17 protein-coding genes and 1 pseudogene are annotated in these 15,552 nt (G+C 48.5%); 13 read left to right on the forward strand and 5 right to left on the reverse strand.

The genetic code is table 11. The annotated features are described in order from the left end of the window. Both AACZ19_RS14415 and AACZ19_RS14420 read right to left on the reverse strand, forming a co-directional pair. Window positions 1-1,458, reverse strand: a complete 1,458-nt coding sequence (locus tag AACZ19_RS14415; protein WP_339635163.1) for a multicopper oxidase family protein — start codon at window positions 1,456-1,458, stop codon at window positions 1-3. 143 nt (window positions 1,459-1,601) lie between these two features. Further along, window positions 1,602-1,970 (reverse strand): hypothetical protein, encoded by a 369-nt coding sequence (locus tag AACZ19_RS14420; protein ID WP_339635165.1) that lies wholly within the window; start codon window positions 1,968-1,970, stop codon window positions 1,602-1,604. Window positions 1,971-2,281: 311 nt separating this feature from the next. Here AACZ19_RS14420 and AACZ19_RS14425 point away from each other — a divergent pair. From AACZ19_RS14425 to lspA, 4 genes and pseudogenes are all read left to right on the forward strand, one after another. Further along, window positions 2,282-2,998 (forward strand): annotated as a pseudogene (locus tag AACZ19_RS14425) (adenylate/guanylate cyclase domain-containing protein). 85 nt (window positions 2,999-3,083) lie between these two features. Continuing rightward, window positions 3,084-3,512, forward strand: coding sequence for a helix-turn-helix domain-containing protein (locus AACZ19_RS14430; RefSeq protein ID WP_339635167.1), 429 nt, complete (start codon window positions 3,084-3,086; stop codon window positions 3,510-3,512). Window positions 3,513-3,650: 138 nt separating this feature from the next. Further along, window positions 3,651-5,777: a heavy metal translocating P-type ATPase gene (locus AACZ19_RS14435; protein WP_339635382.1), complete on the forward strand. Its 2,127-nt coding sequence runs from the start codon at window positions 3,651-3,653 to the stop codon at window positions 5,775-5,777. Further along, entirely contained in the window at window positions 5,774-6,247 is a 474-nt protein-coding gene (gene lspA / locus AACZ19_RS14440) for a signal peptidase II (RefSeq protein WP_339635169.1), read from the forward strand. Before AACZ19_RS14435 ends, lspA begins: the two co-directional genes overlap by 4 nt. Before the next feature lie 21 nt (window positions 6,248-6,268). Here the strand turns inward: lspA and AACZ19_RS14445 are convergent, their stop codons facing one another. Both AACZ19_RS14445 and AACZ19_RS14450 read right to left on the reverse strand, forming a co-directional pair. Beyond that, entirely contained in the window at window positions 6,269-6,802 is a 534-nt protein-coding gene (locus AACZ19_RS14445) for a Spy/CpxP family protein refolding chaperone (protein ID WP_339635171.1), read from the reverse strand. 325 nt (window positions 6,803-7,127) lie between these two features. Then, window positions 7,128-7,532 carry a helix-turn-helix domain-containing protein gene (locus AACZ19_RS14450; RefSeq protein WP_339635173.1) on the reverse strand — a complete coding sequence of 135 codons (405 nt, stop codon included), beginning with the start codon at window positions 7,530-7,532 and terminating at the stop codon, window positions 7,128-7,130. 104 nt (window positions 7,533-7,636) lie between these two features. On the opposite strand from AACZ19_RS14450, the gene AACZ19_RS14455 reads away from it, so the two are divergent. The 8 genes from AACZ19_RS14455 (at window position 7,637) to AACZ19_RS14490 (ending at window position 12,914) form a co-directional block, all read left to right on the forward strand. After that, window positions 7,637-8,035, forward strand: a complete 399-nt coding sequence (locus AACZ19_RS14455) for a mercuric transporter MerT family protein (protein WP_339635175.1) — start codon at window positions 7,637-7,639, stop codon at window positions 8,033-8,035. A 14-nt stretch (window positions 8,036-8,049) separates the two neighbouring features. Beyond that, window positions 8,050-8,406, forward strand: coding sequence for a cation transporter (locus tag AACZ19_RS14460; protein WP_339635177.1), 357 nt, complete (start codon window positions 8,050-8,052; stop codon window positions 8,404-8,406). Window positions 8,407-8,413: 7 nt separating this feature from the next. Beyond that, window positions 8,414-8,662 (forward strand): hypothetical protein, encoded by a 249-nt coding sequence (locus AACZ19_RS14465; RefSeq protein ID WP_339635179.1) that lies wholly within the window; start codon window positions 8,414-8,416, stop codon window positions 8,660-8,662. After that, window positions 8,655-9,059 carry a mercury resistance system transport protein MerF gene (gene merF / locus AACZ19_RS14470; RefSeq protein ID WP_339635181.1) on the forward strand — a complete coding sequence of 135 codons (405 nt, stop codon included), beginning with the start codon at window positions 8,655-8,657 and terminating at the stop codon, window positions 9,057-9,059. Before AACZ19_RS14465 ends, merF begins: the two co-directional genes overlap by 8 nt. Then, complete coding sequence (gene merA / locus AACZ19_RS14475; protein WP_339635183.1) at window positions 9,056-10,495, forward strand: mercury(II) reductase; 1,440 nt, start codon at window positions 9,056-9,058, stop codon at window positions 10,493-10,495. Before merF ends, merA begins: the two co-directional genes overlap by 4 nt. Window positions 10,496-10,498: 3 nt before the next feature. Then, window positions 10,499-10,882 (forward strand): hypothetical protein, encoded by a 384-nt coding sequence (locus AACZ19_RS14480; protein WP_339635185.1) that lies wholly within the window; start codon window positions 10,499-10,501, stop codon window positions 10,880-10,882. 128 nt (window positions 10,883-11,010) lie between these two features. Next, a complete protein-coding gene (locus tag AACZ19_RS14485; protein ID WP_339635187.1) occupies window positions 11,011-11,682 on the forward strand; it encodes a cytochrome c biogenesis protein CcdA in 672 nt (223 codons plus the stop codon). A 125-nt stretch (window positions 11,683-11,807) separates the two neighbouring features. After that, window positions 11,808-12,914, forward strand: coding sequence for an MFS transporter (locus AACZ19_RS14490; RefSeq protein ID WP_339635189.1), 1,107 nt, complete (start codon window positions 11,808-11,810; stop codon window positions 12,912-12,914). 234 nt (window positions 12,915-13,148) lie between these two features. Here AACZ19_RS14490 and AACZ19_RS14495 read toward each other — a convergent pair whose 3' ends face one another. Further along, entirely contained in the window at window positions 13,149-14,687 is a 1,539-nt protein-coding gene (locus tag AACZ19_RS14495) for a type IV secretory system conjugative DNA transfer family protein (protein WP_339635190.1), read from the reverse strand. A gap of 401 nt (window positions 14,688-15,088) precedes the next feature. Here AACZ19_RS14495 and AACZ19_RS14500 point away from each other — a divergent pair, with 401 nt between their 5' ends. Beyond that, window positions 15,089-15,457 (forward strand): DUF736 family protein, encoded by a 369-nt coding sequence (locus AACZ19_RS14500; protein ID WP_339635191.1) that lies wholly within the window; start codon window positions 15,089-15,091, stop codon window positions 15,455-15,457. The last annotated feature ends 95 nt before the right edge of the window (window positions 15,458-15,552 follow it).

The following is a 15,552-nucleotide window of genomic DNA, read 5'->3' on the forward strand; positions in this document are numbered from 1 at the left end:
TCAGGCGACGCGAATTACACCCATCATGCCACTGGCTTGATGCTCCAGAATGTGACAATGAAACATCCAGTCCCCCGGATTGTCGGCAACAAACGCTATTTCAACAATTTCACGCGGCGCCATTAACACGGTGTCCTGCCATTCCCGATGTTTAGTTGTTTTTCCATTTCGAGAAATCACTCTAAAGGAATGACCATGGAGATGAATTGGGTGATACCAGGCAGAGGCGTTTGTCATTGCAATTACGTGACTGCGGTCAAGATCCAGTGTAAGCATTGGGTCCATAATATGACCTTCAGCCGCAACCCCGTTAACGAACCATATTTTTTTGGAATGCATCATCCCCATCATCCCCATCATCGAGTTCGACGTGGTCGTGTTTATGCCCATGTCGCGCGCAACCATATTGCCCATCATGCCACCACTAAACACCACTTCATGACGTTTTGCGGTTTTCATATCTGGTTCTTTCAAAGGATTAGCTGGCAATTGGATTGGCCAGTCGGGCGGGCGGTCCCGAATAACTTCGTCGGAATATCTGATGTGCGTAAGTTGATATGCAAGGCCATCGTAAAAACTATCAATGACTTCGTTGCTTTCACCCGGATTTCCGGTCATATCCAGTATGAGGTCCACCCGCATTGCGGGGCCAAGGGTGACAACTCCGTTCTCTGGTTGATGCGGTGTTACGGGTTGCCCATCCAGTGCTATAATTGATGGTTTATGCCCCTGAAAATCGAGCGAAAAAATACGTGCATTCGCGGCATTTATAAGCCTGAGGCGTATGCGTTCTCCCTTGCTGACCGGAAACGTTCCCCGTTTTTTGCCGTTAATGGTGACAAAATTACCAATTCGGCCACTGTGGCTCATGTCATGGGAATTTCCGAAATCATCTTCGACCTCTCCCGTCTGTTCCAACCGCCAATCGTCCAGCATCCAAGTCACATCACGATCAACTAGCACCGGATTTTCCTCTTCGACGATCAAGGCACCATACAAGCCACGGCCCACTTGTTCAAAACTTCGCTGGTGCGGATGATACCAGTACGTTCCGGCATCAACCGCATTGAAGTCATATTCAAACTGATTGCCCGGAGAGATTGGTTTCTGAGTTAAATAGGGAACCCCATCCATAGCGTTTGGGGTGCGAACGCCGTGCCAATGGACTGTTGTATCTTCCGCCAGTCCGTTATTTACGGTAACCCGTAACTGCGTTCCCTGGCGGACACGGATTTCAGGTCCCGGGACTGATCCATTAAAGCGCCATAGAGTTGCGGGCTCTGCAAAATCAGAATCAAGCTTGCTTTGGCTTGGTGCCGCATGAAGATTTACCCTCGGGTTGGAGGCGGCATTGCTAATTGGCACCCACAGGTTCGGGATTACTGCTCCAATTGTGGCGGCTGCGGTCGATGAAATTACGCTTCGACGCGTAAAAGCCGGGACTCTTTGATTATCCATAGGTTAAACATCCGTAAGGCGTTGATCCAGCCGCAAAAGAAACTCAAAGGTCTTTTACGGATTGCAACTGCTTGGTTAGCTATAGATTGCTATGACAAGCATGCACCAGCCATCAGCGGCCAATACGCTGGGCTAGCGATTAATTAGGATGTATATTTGGGGGGGTGAGGCTCAGGGTATTCGCTGCGTTCGTGCAAGCGAGAATTCTGAATTTCAAATTGGGTTTTTTTAGCATTAAGTAACGTTGTCGTATTAATTGCAGTCTTATCAACCGATACTGAAACAACGCAGACACTGGAACATACAGCACCTGTGTTTTGCATTTTTCCAGTTTCACCGCAATCCTGACAATCCGTTACCTCTAAAGACATGCTGTCCTGCGTCGTTGCTCCGGCTGGAGTATATCCCACGAGACCACCGATCATAAGCATAATCAGTAAAGCAGCTATATTTGAACAAACAGATTTCATGCGTTTATTAAGGTGCCTTCCCGCTTTTTTGTCAATGGGCAAATTGCCACAGCTTGGTAACGCTTTCGGAATAGTCCAGATATAATAGCTTCGTATCGTTATTTAAAGGCGTTGGCCGAAAATCTTGGCAACGATAGGTTTCGATTTTACTCCCATAGAATTCATGTCGACCTGAAGTACTTCCCTTTGACACATTATATACGAGCAGTTTGCTAGTTCAGGCTCAAAAAGAGTTTGTTAAGAGACATACCCAGAATGGCGGAAAAATTCCCTTCTGATTACACAGAACGAGGAGCCAAAAGTATGACTAACGCTCCAGCAATGGAAATAATGGCGCCAACGGCATCCCATCGATCAGGCGACAATCCGAGGAACTAACTGCATTGCTGAATGTATATTTGACGGAAATATCGAAAATTGCGCTCGATCATGGTGGCACCATCGATAAATTTATCTGCGATGCTGTGGTCATTTATTCTAGAGATCCAAAAAGCAAGGGTGTGAAAGAGGGTGCATCCGCTTGTGTTCATATGGCCATTGTCATGCAACATCGTCTAACAGATATCCAGCAAGGGTGGCAAGACCGTGGCCTGATCGATCAACCTTTTCAGACCCGCGTCGGCATCAATACCGGTTAATGTAATGTCGGAAATTTTGGAAGTGACGAGCGGATGGACTATACCATCATTGGCAGTGCCGTAAATCTAGCGGCTCGTTTGGAAACTCGTGCAGAAGCAGGGGGCTTACTAATCGGCAATGAAACACATTCATTGGTAAAAGATTGGATTCGCGCAGAAGAGCAGGAGGCCATTATCATGAAGGGTTTTCATAAACCCTGCAGGACCTTCAAAGTTAAAGATCAGTCTGCTTTGTGCCAAGAGCGGAAGTCATGGAATTTAAAACCATCCTATTTGGACGCTGTTTTAAACTTTCCCCCCATATTTTCCGTCAAGCCGCCGCAAAACTTTGTCGGCCTTTGCTCGCAGACTACATTGTCAGAGGAAACTAAGATTGCCGACAAGCTCCGTCACTCAGTAAGTATCACGCTACTGGCTGACGCTCTTGACTAAAATAGTTATGGATTAGCGAGTGGATTGAGGCAATATTCTGTAGTATATGATTTCTCTAGTGACTATAGATTTAGGGAGATTTAGGATGTATTCCATAGGCGAACTTTCGCGACACACTGGCGTAAAAATCCCAACTATTCGTTACTATGAACAAATGGGCCTTATAGAAGCACCTGAGCGCTCAGAAGGTAATCAGCGGCGCTACCTGAAGTCTGGCATTGACCGGCTGTCTTTTATCAAACATTCCCGCGATCTTGGTTTAAGCATCGGTGATATTCGGGAACTGGTGGAGCTGAGCAATAGTCCAGAAAAATCATGTATGGAAGCGAATGAAATTGCGAAGAACCATCTCACCGCAATAAGGGCTCGTATTAAACAATTGAAGAGTCTGGAAAAGGAATTATCCCGTATCGCCACTAAATGCTCCGGTGACAATGTTGGAGAATGTTATGTAATAGAGGCGCTTTCAAAGCATAACCTCTGTGAGAGTGATCACCAAAATCGGCGACTGTGACCTATAATTCTTCTTGATCCTCTAGCTACTAGAGGATTTAGTTTAGTTATTCCTGAACACCACAGCCAAGGAGTCGCCATGAGCGAGAGAAAAACCAAGGACCGTCATGACTTACAATCGAGCGATGAAACGTCAGAAATGACCGGCCCTTCTCTTCGGTCCTGTTTGGCAGAAAAAGTTACGACGTTGAACATCGCAAAGATGGATTGTCCGACGGAAGAAACATTGATCCGCGCAAAACTTGATAAAATGGGCGGCGTAGCATCGCTGGAGTTTAATCTGATTCAACGCAAACTGAAAGTCGGCCATGCAAAGAATGCTCTTCCAGAAATCCTGACAGCATTGGCGTCCTTGGGATTTGAAGCAGAATTGCAAGAGGAAGGTAGCGCAGAACCTTCTAAACCTAAGTCCGATACTAAGCTTTGGTTGCTGGCAGCAGCGGCTATTATGGCAGCGTTATCAGAAGCCGTTTACTGGTTCAATGGCGACAGTAATTGGCTGGTGATACTGCTCGCTTGCATCGCCATTGCAGGCGGAGGATTGCCAACTTATAAGAAAGGCTGGATTGCCCTTAAAAACTTCAATCTCAACATCAATGCGTTGATGTCAATTGCAGTTACAGGGGCTGTCCTTATTGGGCATTGGCCAGAAGCCGCCATGGTCATGGTTTTGTTTGCGTTGGCGGAAGTCATTGAGGCCAAATCACTGGATCGCGCTCGGAATGCCATTCGAGGATTAATGGACCTTGCCCCGGAACAAGCTACAGTTCAGCAACAGGACGGCAGCTGGGCAGATATTGATGCGAAGTCTGTCACGATTGGAAGTCTTGCCCGCGTTAAACCGGGTGAGAGGGTTGCCCTTGATGGCGTCGTTACGCAGGGTTTTTCGACGGTGGATCAAGCGCCCATCACTGGGGAAAGCTTGCCCATCGAAAAGGCGGAAGGCGATCTCGTCTTTGCAGGAATCATCAACCAATCTGGCTCACTGGAATATAAGGTTACATCTGCCGCAAGTAACTCGACATTAGCACGCATTATACACGCGGTCGAAGATGCGCAAGGTAGCCGTGCCCCTACTCAACGGTTTGTCGATAAATTCGCACGAATTTATACCCCCGTCATATTTATGCTTGCATTGATGGTGGCAGTCTTTCCACCCTTGTTGTTCGAAGCGACTTGGTTAGATTCAATTTACAAGGCGCTTGTATTGCTGGTGATTGCCTGTCCTTGCGCTCTGGTTATCTCAACGCCGGTCACTATTGTAAGCGGGCTGGCAGCAGCTGCCCGACATGGCATCTTGATTAAGGGCGGTGTGTATCTGGAAGAAGGTCGGAAGCTCAAATGGTTAGCGCTTGATAAAACTGGGACACTCACATATGGCAAGCCGGTTCAAACGGATGTAATGGTATGGGGCGGGGCGGAACCGGGCAAAACACAACAACTTGCCGCCAGTCTGGGGGATCGCTCTGATCATCCTGTCTCCCGCGCAATTGCGCTCGCAGCTCAAACAGACGGGCTTAATCTTCTTAACGTGAATGGATTTGCGGCGCTGCCGGGCCGAGGCGTCCGCGGCGTCATCGAAGGGAGGACATATCATCTCGGAAACCTGCGTCTGTTAAAGGAAATGGGAATTGTCACGGAGGAATTGGAAACGAAACTATCGGCTCTGGAAAAACAGGGAAAAACAGTTGTCATGCTTGTCAATGATGACAAAGTAGAAGCCCTATTTGCGGTCGCTGACACTGTTAAGGAAACCAGCCGAGAGGCCGTCGCTGAATTGCATTCTTTGGGTGTAAGTACGACAATGCTTACCGGAGACAATGCCCATACTGCGGCGTCTATTTCCAATCAAGTTGGTATCGACCGTACCAAGGGTAATTTGCTGCCTGAGGATAAGTTGCGGGAAGTTGAACTGCTGTCGGCGGATGGAAAAACTGGAATGGTTGGCGACGGTATCAATGATGCACCGGCGATGGCGCGAGCTGATATTGGATTTGCTATGGGCGTCGCTGGCACGGATACGGCAATTGAAACCGCCGACGTCGCTTTAATGGACGATGATTTACGCAAAATTCCTACTTTTATACGTTTGTCTCGAACAACGGCCCATGTGCTTGCACAGAATATTGCCCTGGCGCTCGGTATTAAGGCCGTCTTCCTCGTCCTTACTATCACAGGCGATGCGACCATGTGGATGGCCGTGTTCGCCGACATGGGCGCAAGTTTGTTGGTGGTTGGTAATGGTTTAAGGTTACTGCGAAAATGAACTGGATAATAGTTGGAACGGTGCTACTTGCTGATCAAATTGTCAAAGTCTCAATTGCCCATAACTTCACGTATGGCGAGATGATCCAGATCACGCCCTTTTTTAATCTCGTTTATTACCGAAATAGTGGGGCCGCATTCGGTATGCTGGCCGATGCGGGCGGCTGGCAAAGATATCTTTTAACGGCACTTGCGCTCGGTGTTTCGGTCTGGCTTGTATGGATGCTGCGCCAGAAGCCTCTTTGGCTGCCAAGGCTTTCATATTGTCTGGTCCTCGGTGGCGCGTTGGGTAATGTGGCGGACCGTATTATACGAGGACAGGTGGTAGATTTTCTTGATTTTCATTATCTGCAGATGCATTGGCCCGCCTTCAACCTCGCAGATACGGCGATTTTTCTCGGCGTATTTTGCCTTATTGTGGATGCAATAAAGCAGTCACGCCCAGTCCACCCAGAGAAGAAAAACTCATAAGATGAAATAAGATTTACCGTCTTACATCCCGCCGCAATCCATACCGATGAGTTGATCCGCGAGTGCCTTTTGCTCATCATTCAGGGCGTTATAGAGTTGGCTGGTAGCAGGTTCAACGGCCTTCATGGCCTCAACCATTGTTTCCATACTTTGTATGCGCGCATCCATCCGCTGCATCGCGTTACCGCTCTGCATTGCTTCCATCATATTCTGATGTACGCTTTGCATTACGCCGACCCGGTCGGTCACGGCATCGGCATAATTTTTCCAAGCGCCTTCCTGGGCTTCATTAATCTGAAGTTCTGCTTTCAGGAAGGCGAGGCGGCCTTCAGTCATCGAACTCATTCGGTCTGGCCCCATGGCATTGCCTTGCCTCATGCCTCCTTGCATTCCACCGCCCTGCATTGAGCCCGGACTCATACCACCATGATTCATCATTGAGCATCCTCCGTCCATCATCTGCCCGCTTTGCATATTTGAATGCGCAAAAGCGGGAGAAAGGAAAACGATGCCGAGAACAAGTGAAAGTGCAGATAAACTGAGTATTTTCTTCATAGCGAAATCCAATCCCTCATCTGACTTGGAGAAGTAGGAATGATACGCAAGGCAAAAAAAACAACATTGATCAAAATCAACTTTAGGACAGCATACTGATCAAATCCACGTGATGTGCTGGAAGCTTTTGCCGGAGAATCCGACGCATTTGCCATCGTAACTATATCAAGATGTTGCCACTCTCTTGCCTCCTTGCATCGGTTCATCCTGTACCAGTTCAGTGGAGTTGCAATTAAGGACAAATCTTTGCCCTTACAATAGTCAGACAGCAGTCAGGAATTCAGCTCAACTAGCTCGTCACCCACACGGCAAGCACCATGTTAAACTAATTGCTATCTGCCGCCCCTTCATACAATGCCTCGATAATGGGGCAATCGGGAACGTCACCACCGACGCATTTATCAGAAATCTGGGTAAGTGTGGTTTCAAGACGGCGGAGATCTTTGATCTTCTTTTGAACATCTGCTCTGTGTAATAAAGTTAGCGTACGCACTTCATCACAAGAATAATCGCCACCATCGACTAAACTTAGCAATGCCCGGACTTCATCAAGTGTAAAACCCAATTCGCGGCTTCGTTTTATGAACCTCAAACGCTTAAAATGTTCATCGTTGTATACTCGGTGTCCAGCAGCGCTCCGAGGAGGTTTGGGCATAACCGAAATTCGTTCATAATAGCGGATGGTTTCAATATGAACGCCTGTGCTCTTTGAAAGCGCACCAATCGCCATATTAACATTCATAACTTTCTTGTGAGACCGCATTTTTTTCTCTTGCACCTGTAGTTACTACAGGTCGTACCTTAGCATTTCATAAGAGTGAGATGAACTGAATTATGTCTAATAATGAAACAAGCTTATATGACGAGCCACAGAGGGCTGAGTCGCAAAAACAAGGATTTTTGGCAGCGGGTGGTATTCTTGGCGCAATAGCGGCATCTTCCTGTTGCATACTCCCTCTTGTGTTATTCAGTCTCGGTGCTAGTGGATCATGGATTGGACAGCTATCTGCATTGTCGCCATATCAACCCGTCTTCATTGCATTCACTTTTGCGTTCCTTGGATATGGATACTATCTCGTCTACTGGAAACCCAAAAAGGCCTGCGCAGATGACGCCAGCTGCGCACGCCCTCTACCAAGCAATATTGTCAAAATAAGTCTTTGGGCTGCAACTGTCTTGGTAGCCGCCGCAATCGCCTTTCCCTATATCGCGCCATTATTGTTGGAACCTTAAGAAGGAATATTGGTATGAAACATATTGGTTTAATTTCGATAGTCTCGATAGCTGGCCTGCTCGTCGTCGGATCACTTTATGCCGGAGCCACAGGGTCTAAATCAATAGATTCTCGGAAAACTATTGAACATTTACAGGCCGCGCAAACAGAGGGACTTCAGATCGCGACGTTGAAGGTGTCGAATATGTACTGTGCAGCCTGCCCGACGATTGTTCGCAGAACGTTGGAAGACGTCGATGGTGTTGTCAAAGCGGATGTATCCTACCGAACAAAGCAAGCGACCGTGACATTTGATCCCACCAAGAGCTCCTCATCCCAGCTTACCGCAGCGGTGTCGGATTTAGGCTATCCCGCATCCATCATCAAATAGGTGTGTCATGAGTGATAAACCAACTGGCGGCCTCATAACCGCTCTTATCGTTGCGCCGCTTCTGGCGATCTGTTGTCTGGGGCCAATAGTGTTTGCATCATTTGCCGCCGGTATTTTCAGCTGGATAGGCGGCATTGATCCGCTACGCATTATGCTTGTTATGGCTCTTGTCGCGATAGGAGCATTTTACCTTTTCCGGTGGCGTAAAAACCACCGTCGGGAGATATCGACGATGAAGGAAAATTCAGATGAATGAAAAAAAGAGCCTTCGACTGGGGATAACCGGAACCCTTATTGGCGCCGTCTGTTGTTTTACCCCTCTACTCGTTATCGTGTTTGGATTTGCCGGAATATCAGCTTGGCTAGGCTGGATCGATTATGCGCTGTTTCCTGTCATGTTTGCGTCGATGGGGGTTGTCGCTTATGCCCTTTACCTGCGGTCAGGGAAAATCGGACCAAATCCAAAGAGGTTTATTATTATCGCCGTCGTTGTCCTATTAGCCCTTCTGTTCTGGCTGGAATTCAGGTTCGCAATCCGTATTTCCGTCGCTGCTGTTGTCGCAGTTGCGGCTTACGCGTTCTATTTGCACCGTCGAAAACTAGCAACAGAACGCTCAACAAATAACTCTTCCAAATTGGAACATAATTCATGACAAACACTTCTCAATCGTCTTTCAATATCGTTAAGCCAAGTGGAAATTATGATCTCACGATAATCGGTGCGGGATCAGCAGGCTTTTCAGCAGCGATAACCGCCGCCGAACAGGGCGCACAAGTTGCGTTGATCGGCCATGGTACCATAGGTGGCACATGTGTAAATTTTGGCTGTGTCCCATCTAAAACCCTTATTCGCGCTGCGGAGGCCGTGCATCATGCGAATACCGCAAGCCGGTTTCACGGTATTCATGCAGAGGGTCGTGTCGTTGACTGGAAGGCGATGATCGCACAGAAGGATGAGCTCGTTGGCGAACTTCGTCAGGTGAAGTATATGGATTTACTGCCGGAATATAACAATGTTGGATATATCGAAGGCCTTGCACGTTTTACGGCGAAAGGCGTGACCGTAAATGGCGAGCCCCTTAAAACCGACAAAATCATTATTGCATCAGGATCAAGCCCCGCCGTACCTACTATTCCCGGTATAGAAAATGTTCCCTATCTCACCAGCACCACCGCATTTGAACTTGAAGAACTCCCTCGTTCTATAGTGGTAATAGGTGGTGGTTATATCGGATGCGAAATAGCTCAAATGCTCTCAAGATGCGGTGTCGACACAACAATCGTGACCCGTAGCCGGTTGCTGCCAGAAGCTGAGCCTGAAATTAGCGATGCGTTGGCTGGTATTTTGCAAGATGAAGGAATAACCGTGTATGACGGCCTCTCCTATAAAAATATCTCCCAAATCGGATCGGGTATTGAACTTAATGTTCTTGTTAATGGCGTGGATCAATCCATATCCGCAGAGAAAGTTCTGCTGACTGCTGGCAGAGTTCCAAATACTGGTGGGCTTGATTTGGACGTTGGCAACATTGATACCACAAGCAGAGGCGGCGTTACGATTGATGACCGCATGCGCACTTCTCGAGCAGGTGTATACGCCGCTGGCGATGTAACCGGTAACGATCAGTTTGTCTATATGGCAGCATACGGAGCAAAAATAGCCGCCGAAAACGCACTTAACGGTGATAGTAAGCGGTATGATAATACGGCTATGCCTGCCGTGGTGTTTACAGACCCTCAGGTGGCGAGTGTTGGTTTTACGGAAGCAGGGGCAACAGCATCAGGTTACAATGTCGTAACCTCCGTGTTACCTCTTGAGTATGTTCCTCGAGCTCTTGCCGCCAGAGATACAAGAGGTCTGATAAAACTTGTTGCGAATGCCGAGAACAAACAGTTACTTGGTGCACATATATTGGCGCCTGAAGGGGCTGACAGCATTCAAACAGCAGCGCTCGCTATACGCAGTAAAATGACCTTCGTTGAACTTGGAGAAATGATTTTCCCTTATTTGACGACTGTTGAAGGATTAAAGCTTGCAGCTCAAACATTTGAAAAAGACGTTTCCAAACTGTCATGTTGTGCGGGATAACCAATGTCTGCGCCAGCACCAAATATTGAGAAAGATTGGGTTAGCAATCGACGCAATTATATTCTTGCTTGGGGTATTCCAACCGTCGCTCTCGTCATTGCGATATGGCTTCCTCCGCTGGCGAAAACACTTATTTGGTCTGCGTCCCTCCTATGGATGGGATCAGCGTGCTTATTGAACGCTAGAAGATGTGGCCGCACACATTGTTATTTCACCGGACCCTTTTTCCTTATCATGGTCATTCCCGTCTTACTCCATGGTTTTGATATTGTTCCACTTGGCCCAGAAGGTTGGAAGTGGCTTGGCATCACAATCGGTGTTGGCGGTGGCGGACTTTGGTGTTTTACCGAGAAATTATGGGGTAAGTTTATAGCAGCTTCAAAATAGAATAGTTTTTATTCTATGATGTCCCCTTCTGGCACTAAGCAGAATAAATGCTTTGAGCCAAAACGTGTCTCTTTTTGAGCATGGTATTGACAATGGATTAGACTCACTTAGCCAACGCGGGAGCGTATATGGAATTTACAGCACTGGAACTTATCTTGTTGCCAATCGGCTTGGGTCTTTTGGGGTTTGTCGAACCGTGCACAATCGGGGGGCATCTGCTCTTTCTTGAAACTCAGGCTGACCGACCAAGGCGTGAAAAAGTCAGTGCTGTATCGACTTTCGTAGCAGTACGTTCACTTGTGTCAGGGTTGTTTGGAGCATTGATTGCCTTTCTTGGTCAAAAACTAATCGGCGTACAAACAGGGTTTTGGTTGGTATTCGGAGTGATTTATCTCACTATCGGACTCGCCTTCTTGACTGGCAGAGCTGGTCTTATCAAGCAAAAAGTAAATCTAGCTCCCACAGCATGGAAGCACGCCCGAAACCCACTCACTTTAGGCCTTGCCTTCGGCCTCAATATACCGGCCTGCGCCGCGCCTATTTTGTTCGGATTGTTAGGGCTGGCCGCAACCACGGGAACCGTCATGACTGGATTCGTTATGATGTTTCTCTTCGGGCTTTTTCTGTCGTCACCACTCGCGCTGTTTGCTGCCGACCCCAGTCTTGCATCATGGCTCGAAACACTGGGGCAGAAAATGAAACGGATGCGATGGCTCATCGGTGTTGTTTTTGCCTTGCTCGGCCTCTGGTCGATCTGGTTTGGGCTTTATGTTGATCCTGCAGATTGGTCTGGGCAATGAGGGCGAAAAGCCGTTTCACAAGTGTAGCGACGGCTGGAATAACTTTTCAGGCAGGTTCCGCGGCCATTGATTCAGCTACCATAATGTCCTCGTTGGTCTACCAACTAACAGGCAGTCCAATTGCCGTGGGTGCTGTCACGGCAATCTTGAGGTTTGGGTGGTTGTTCCCGCAATTAATTGTTGGTTTTCTCGCTCAACGTGGCGGCTCCAGCATGCGCTACTATGTTATCGGCGCATTTGGCCGCGCTAGTTGCATGGCGTTGCTGGCGTTACTTCTCGCCATCGGATCAGATATTTCTACCTTGACACTATCAATTCTGGTTCTGTTAATTTGGACAGCCTATTCATTCATAAGCGGAATTGTAGCAGTTCCCTACAATGATATCGTTGCCCGTTCCGTTCCCTCAGAACTCCGAAGCCGCTTGCTGGCCACCCGTTTTTTTGGTGGCGGTGTTCTTGCTTTGGGGGTTGTGGCCATCGCAGACCGTTTGGCCAGCACACTTGCCTTTCCGTTATCCTATGCGGCAATCATCGCAATAGCATCCGTCTTGATGTATTTGTCCTCCGTGGTTTTCACTGCAATGGGAGAGCCAGAAACAACCTCGAAAACACCGCAAAAACCAACTTTCTTTCAGTATCTGAAAGATGGCGTTGCAGTGTTTCGAACTGACGTTAAATTCAGGAAGTTCGTCTACGCACAATGGTGTGGTGGCGCTGTTCTTATGGCAATGCCTTTCTATATCGTGCAGGCTGATGCGAACGGGATAGATCTTGCTAACGTAGCGCTGTTGCTGGGAGCACAAACTGCGGGAGCATTGGTCTCAAACGCTCTGTGGGGCTGGTGGGGAGACCACTTCGGCAAGGCCAGCCTCTTGAAGGGCATTGCCGTTGGAAGAATTCTGCCGCCCACATTTATCTTGCTTCTCCTCTTCACTAGAATTTTTGATGACAACCAGATGTTTTTTGTGTTTGTCGGGATATTCTTCATTCTCGGCGCTCTCGCCAATGGTCTGACGATCGCAGTGATTGGCTTCCTGATGGAGATATCGCCTGACAACCTGCGCCCTGCCTACAGCGGTTACTTCAATGCGATCACAGCTCCTGCCTTCCTGCTTCCCCTGTTGGCGGGGGTTGTTGCCACTGTATTCGGGCTGACATTGGTCTTTGTCATTTCGATGATTGCGGCAATTCTACAAACCTTCTTCCTGATACGTATTGAGGCAAATCAGTGAGCCAAGCAATGGTGCATAATTATGCAAATCTGATCCTGTCTTCCTGATATCCAGTTTTGCGATCCCAACTACTTTGGGACAAAACCCTATGCCTAAGAAGGTTTCAAACAAGGCGGTGGGATCTCCTGTTACTTCAGTAATGCTAGTCCCCCGCAAACGGTTCGTTCCATAACAGAGCCATGCTGTCAGTACCGGTTGATCTTTAGATGAGAAAGGAAGAGATAGGCTATCGCATTACGCCTTAACCTCATATTTTCCGGCGAAATGATGATGATAAGGAGCGCTTTCATCGAAATATTCACAGCGCTGGATAATCATCGGATGCAGCCCGGCCAGCATGATAAGCTGGCGCTTGAGCGGGTCGGAGCGGGCAAACGCTCGCGCTACTTCATCGGGCATAAGAAGATCATACATTTCCTTTGACTGACTTTGACCGCTCATGCCTTTCTCAATCTGATCAAAAGATGTATCGCCCTGACGCGTTGCCAGCACCGGCGTTTTGCCGAGCCGCTTTGAGATATATTCTGTCGTGACCAAATCCACATTGGCAAAACACTGCAAGATACCCGCATTCGCCGTGAAGCTCTCCCAGCGGTCTTTATATAATGATTTTCCTTGCCCCCAATCCTGTATAATCCACCATATGAGCAGATGAAACGAAGCGATTTGTCCAATGGCGTTTTGGAGTTGCTGCATGAAACCCAGCACCGGGAATTCATCAAGGATAGCCAGAACCGGCGCTTCGGGCACGGTTTCTTCTTCTTCCATCGCATCAATGAGCTGGTTGATGAATATTCTGAGCCAGCGCTTGCACGCATCCAGCTTTGTCGCGGGCAGGCAGAGATAGATCGTCATCTTTTTGCGCTTCACGTCTCGCAAATCAAAATCATGCCCGCTCATGACATCCTTCATGGAGATGGAATCTAAAAAAGCCGTGTGCCGGTTCATGGTCGATGCCACGCCTGCCATTTCTTCATGTGATTTTTCATACAGGCCGCGCACGCTAAACTCGATGGCTTCGGCGACGTCCTCATGGCCGGTATCATAGAGTATCTGGATGCCCGCCATAATGCGGCGCGGCAAGGTATAAACGGCGCCGTCATCGGTTTGCTCTTGCCGCCGTGCACTGCGCACAAACCGGCGCACAGTTCCCATATGGCGCTCTTTATCCGGCACGTCTGCGCCAAAGGCCGTATAGAGAATGAAGCCGAGCAGACTTGCGCCTGCTGTCTCATTCCAGTGAGGATCTTTTTCCTGCCCGCTGGTAACGATTAACCCGTCAACGATTTGCATGGCTTTTTCGATCACGCTCACATCGCCCAGCGTCAACGCGCGAAGCGGATTATATCTTGCGCGGTATTTTCGGGCGTTGCCACGGGCACGGTCATAGGGGTCGAGCATAAAAACGTCCTGACCCATCTTCGCGCGTCTTTCCGCCGTATCGTTTGCATGTTCGGTTTTGAGGTCAATGACGACAACAGAGCCATTATAGAAGAAGAGATTATTCTTCACGCCGACAGATTTGCCTGAGCGGTTGCCTGCAACCGTTCCGATATGCCGATCTTCCGCAACTCCAATCAGCTTATCGCCGATAGCGCCGATCAGGATCTTACCGTCCGGATTCTCCGGGTCATACTCCAGTGCTTTATGCGCTTCTATCGCTTCCTGCGTTTGCCAGCGTGCTTGCGGTATGCGCTGGTCTTTCAAGTATTTTGTCGATATGCCGCGCGGAATGCTATCCATTATATTTATTGGGGCGGGTCGAATTTTCATTGATCTTTCTCCAGTTGCCTTTGAGGGTTGGTTGCATGTCTGCAATCGGGCAGGTTCGCATATGAAGGCGGGCATGATCCTCGTGGGTTTCTAGAAAAGCCACTTTAAGTTCCAAAATGTCCCAACGGAAATTGCAGTTGCCCTTTGATCCTGGAGCGCAGTCCAAATCGGTCTTTCCAATTGGTCAACCTGAAGATTGGGGGGAACGGGTTCAAAAAGAATTTTCCGATGACCGGAGGTCATTCCATCGCGAAACAAAATTCTTTTTTCCTGCCCCGCCTGCCTTTCTTCCATTTCATGCGAAAGGCGGGACAGTGAACACGTCCCCCCCAATCTTCTGATCGGTGTCCATGGAAAGCCGCAGATGGTCTGCGGCACCAAACAAAAAAAGGAGCACTACAATGAACCTTGGAACTTTCACAAAACACGAAAACGGCACCATCTCGGGCACCGCTACGACGCTACTAAACAGCTTCGATATCGAATACCGCCCCATTGAAGAAAAGGTTGGCAACAGCCCGGACTTCAGGCTCTACCGGAGCGGAACGGATGTTGAAGTTGGTTTTGCCCGCCATGAATTTGGCAAAAAATCCGGCAAAGCCTACCTCAATACCATGATCGATACGCCTGAGCTTTCCAAAGCCATATGGGGAGCATTGGTCAAAGAAGAAGACGGTAGCTATCAGCTCAAATGGAGCCGTTCACGTCCCAAGAAAAACGGTGTAAGCCAGAACGGCCCAGCCGATACCAGCAGCGCCGGCAGTTTCTAGCGGCTTTGCCCAGACAAAAGCCCCGGGCACCGGCCCGGGGCTTTTTTTATGCTGTGGTGAAATGGGGTTTTACGGCAGTGCGCCAGCTCCCGCAT

The sequence above is a fragment of the uncultured Sneathiella sp. genome (assembly GCF_963973085.1).
Classification (GTDB): Bacteria; Pseudomonadota; Alphaproteobacteria; order Sneathiellales; family Sneathiellaceae; genus Sneathiella.

Coding starts and splice junctions, on each gene's coding strand:
- AACZ19_RS14430 (WP_339635167.1), top strand. CDS start 3,084: ATGTATTCCATAGGCGAACTTTCGCGACACACTGGCGTAAAAATCCCA.
- AACZ19_RS14455 (WP_339635175.1), top strand. CDS start 7,637: ATGTCTAATAATGAAACAAGCTTATATGACGAGCCACAGAGGGCTGAG.
- AACZ19_RS14435 (WP_339635382.1), top strand. CDS start 3,651: ATGACCGGCCCTTCTCTTCGGTCCTGTTTGGCAGAAAAAGTTACGACG.
- AACZ19_RS14460 (WP_339635177.1), top strand. CDS start 8,050: ATGAAACATATTGGTTTAATTTCGATAGTCTCGATAGCTGGCCTGCTC.
- AACZ19_RS14480 (WP_339635185.1), top strand. CDS start 10,499: ATGTCTGCGCCAGCACCAAATATTGAGAAAGATTGGGTTAGCAATCGA.
- merF (WP_339635181.1), top strand. CDS start 8,655: ATGAATGAAAAAAAGAGCCTTCGACTGGGGATAACCGGAACCCTTATT.
- AACZ19_RS14485 (WP_339635187.1), top strand. CDS start 11,011: ATGGAATTTACAGCACTGGAACTTATCTTGTTGCCAATCGGCTTGGGT.
- AACZ19_RS14445 (WP_339635171.1), bottom strand. CDS start 6,802: ATGAAGAAAATACTCAGTTTATCTGCACTTTCACTTGTTCTCGGCATC.
- AACZ19_RS14465 (WP_339635179.1), top strand. CDS start 8,414: ATGAGTGATAAACCAACTGGCGGCCTCATAACCGCTCTTATCGTTGCG.
- AACZ19_RS14415 (WP_339635163.1), bottom strand. CDS start 1,458: ATGGATAATCAAAGAGTCCCGGCTTTTACGCGTCGAAGCGTAATTTCA.
- merA (WP_339635183.1), top strand. CDS start 9,056: ATGACAAACACTTCTCAATCGTCTTTCAATATCGTTAAGCCAAGTGGA.
- lspA (WP_339635169.1), top strand. CDS start 5,774: ATGAACTGGATAATAGTTGGAACGGTGCTACTTGCTGATCAAATTGTC.
- AACZ19_RS14500 (WP_339635191.1), top strand. CDS start 15,089: ATGAACCTTGGAACTTTCACAAAACACGAAAACGGCACCATCTCGGGC.
- AACZ19_RS14495 (WP_339635190.1), bottom strand. CDS start 14,687: ATGAAAATTCGACCCGCCCCAATAAATATAATGGATAGCATTCCGCGC.
- AACZ19_RS14450 (WP_339635173.1), bottom strand. CDS start 7,532: ATGGCGATTGGTGCGCTTTCAAAGAGCACAGGCGTTCATATTGAAACC.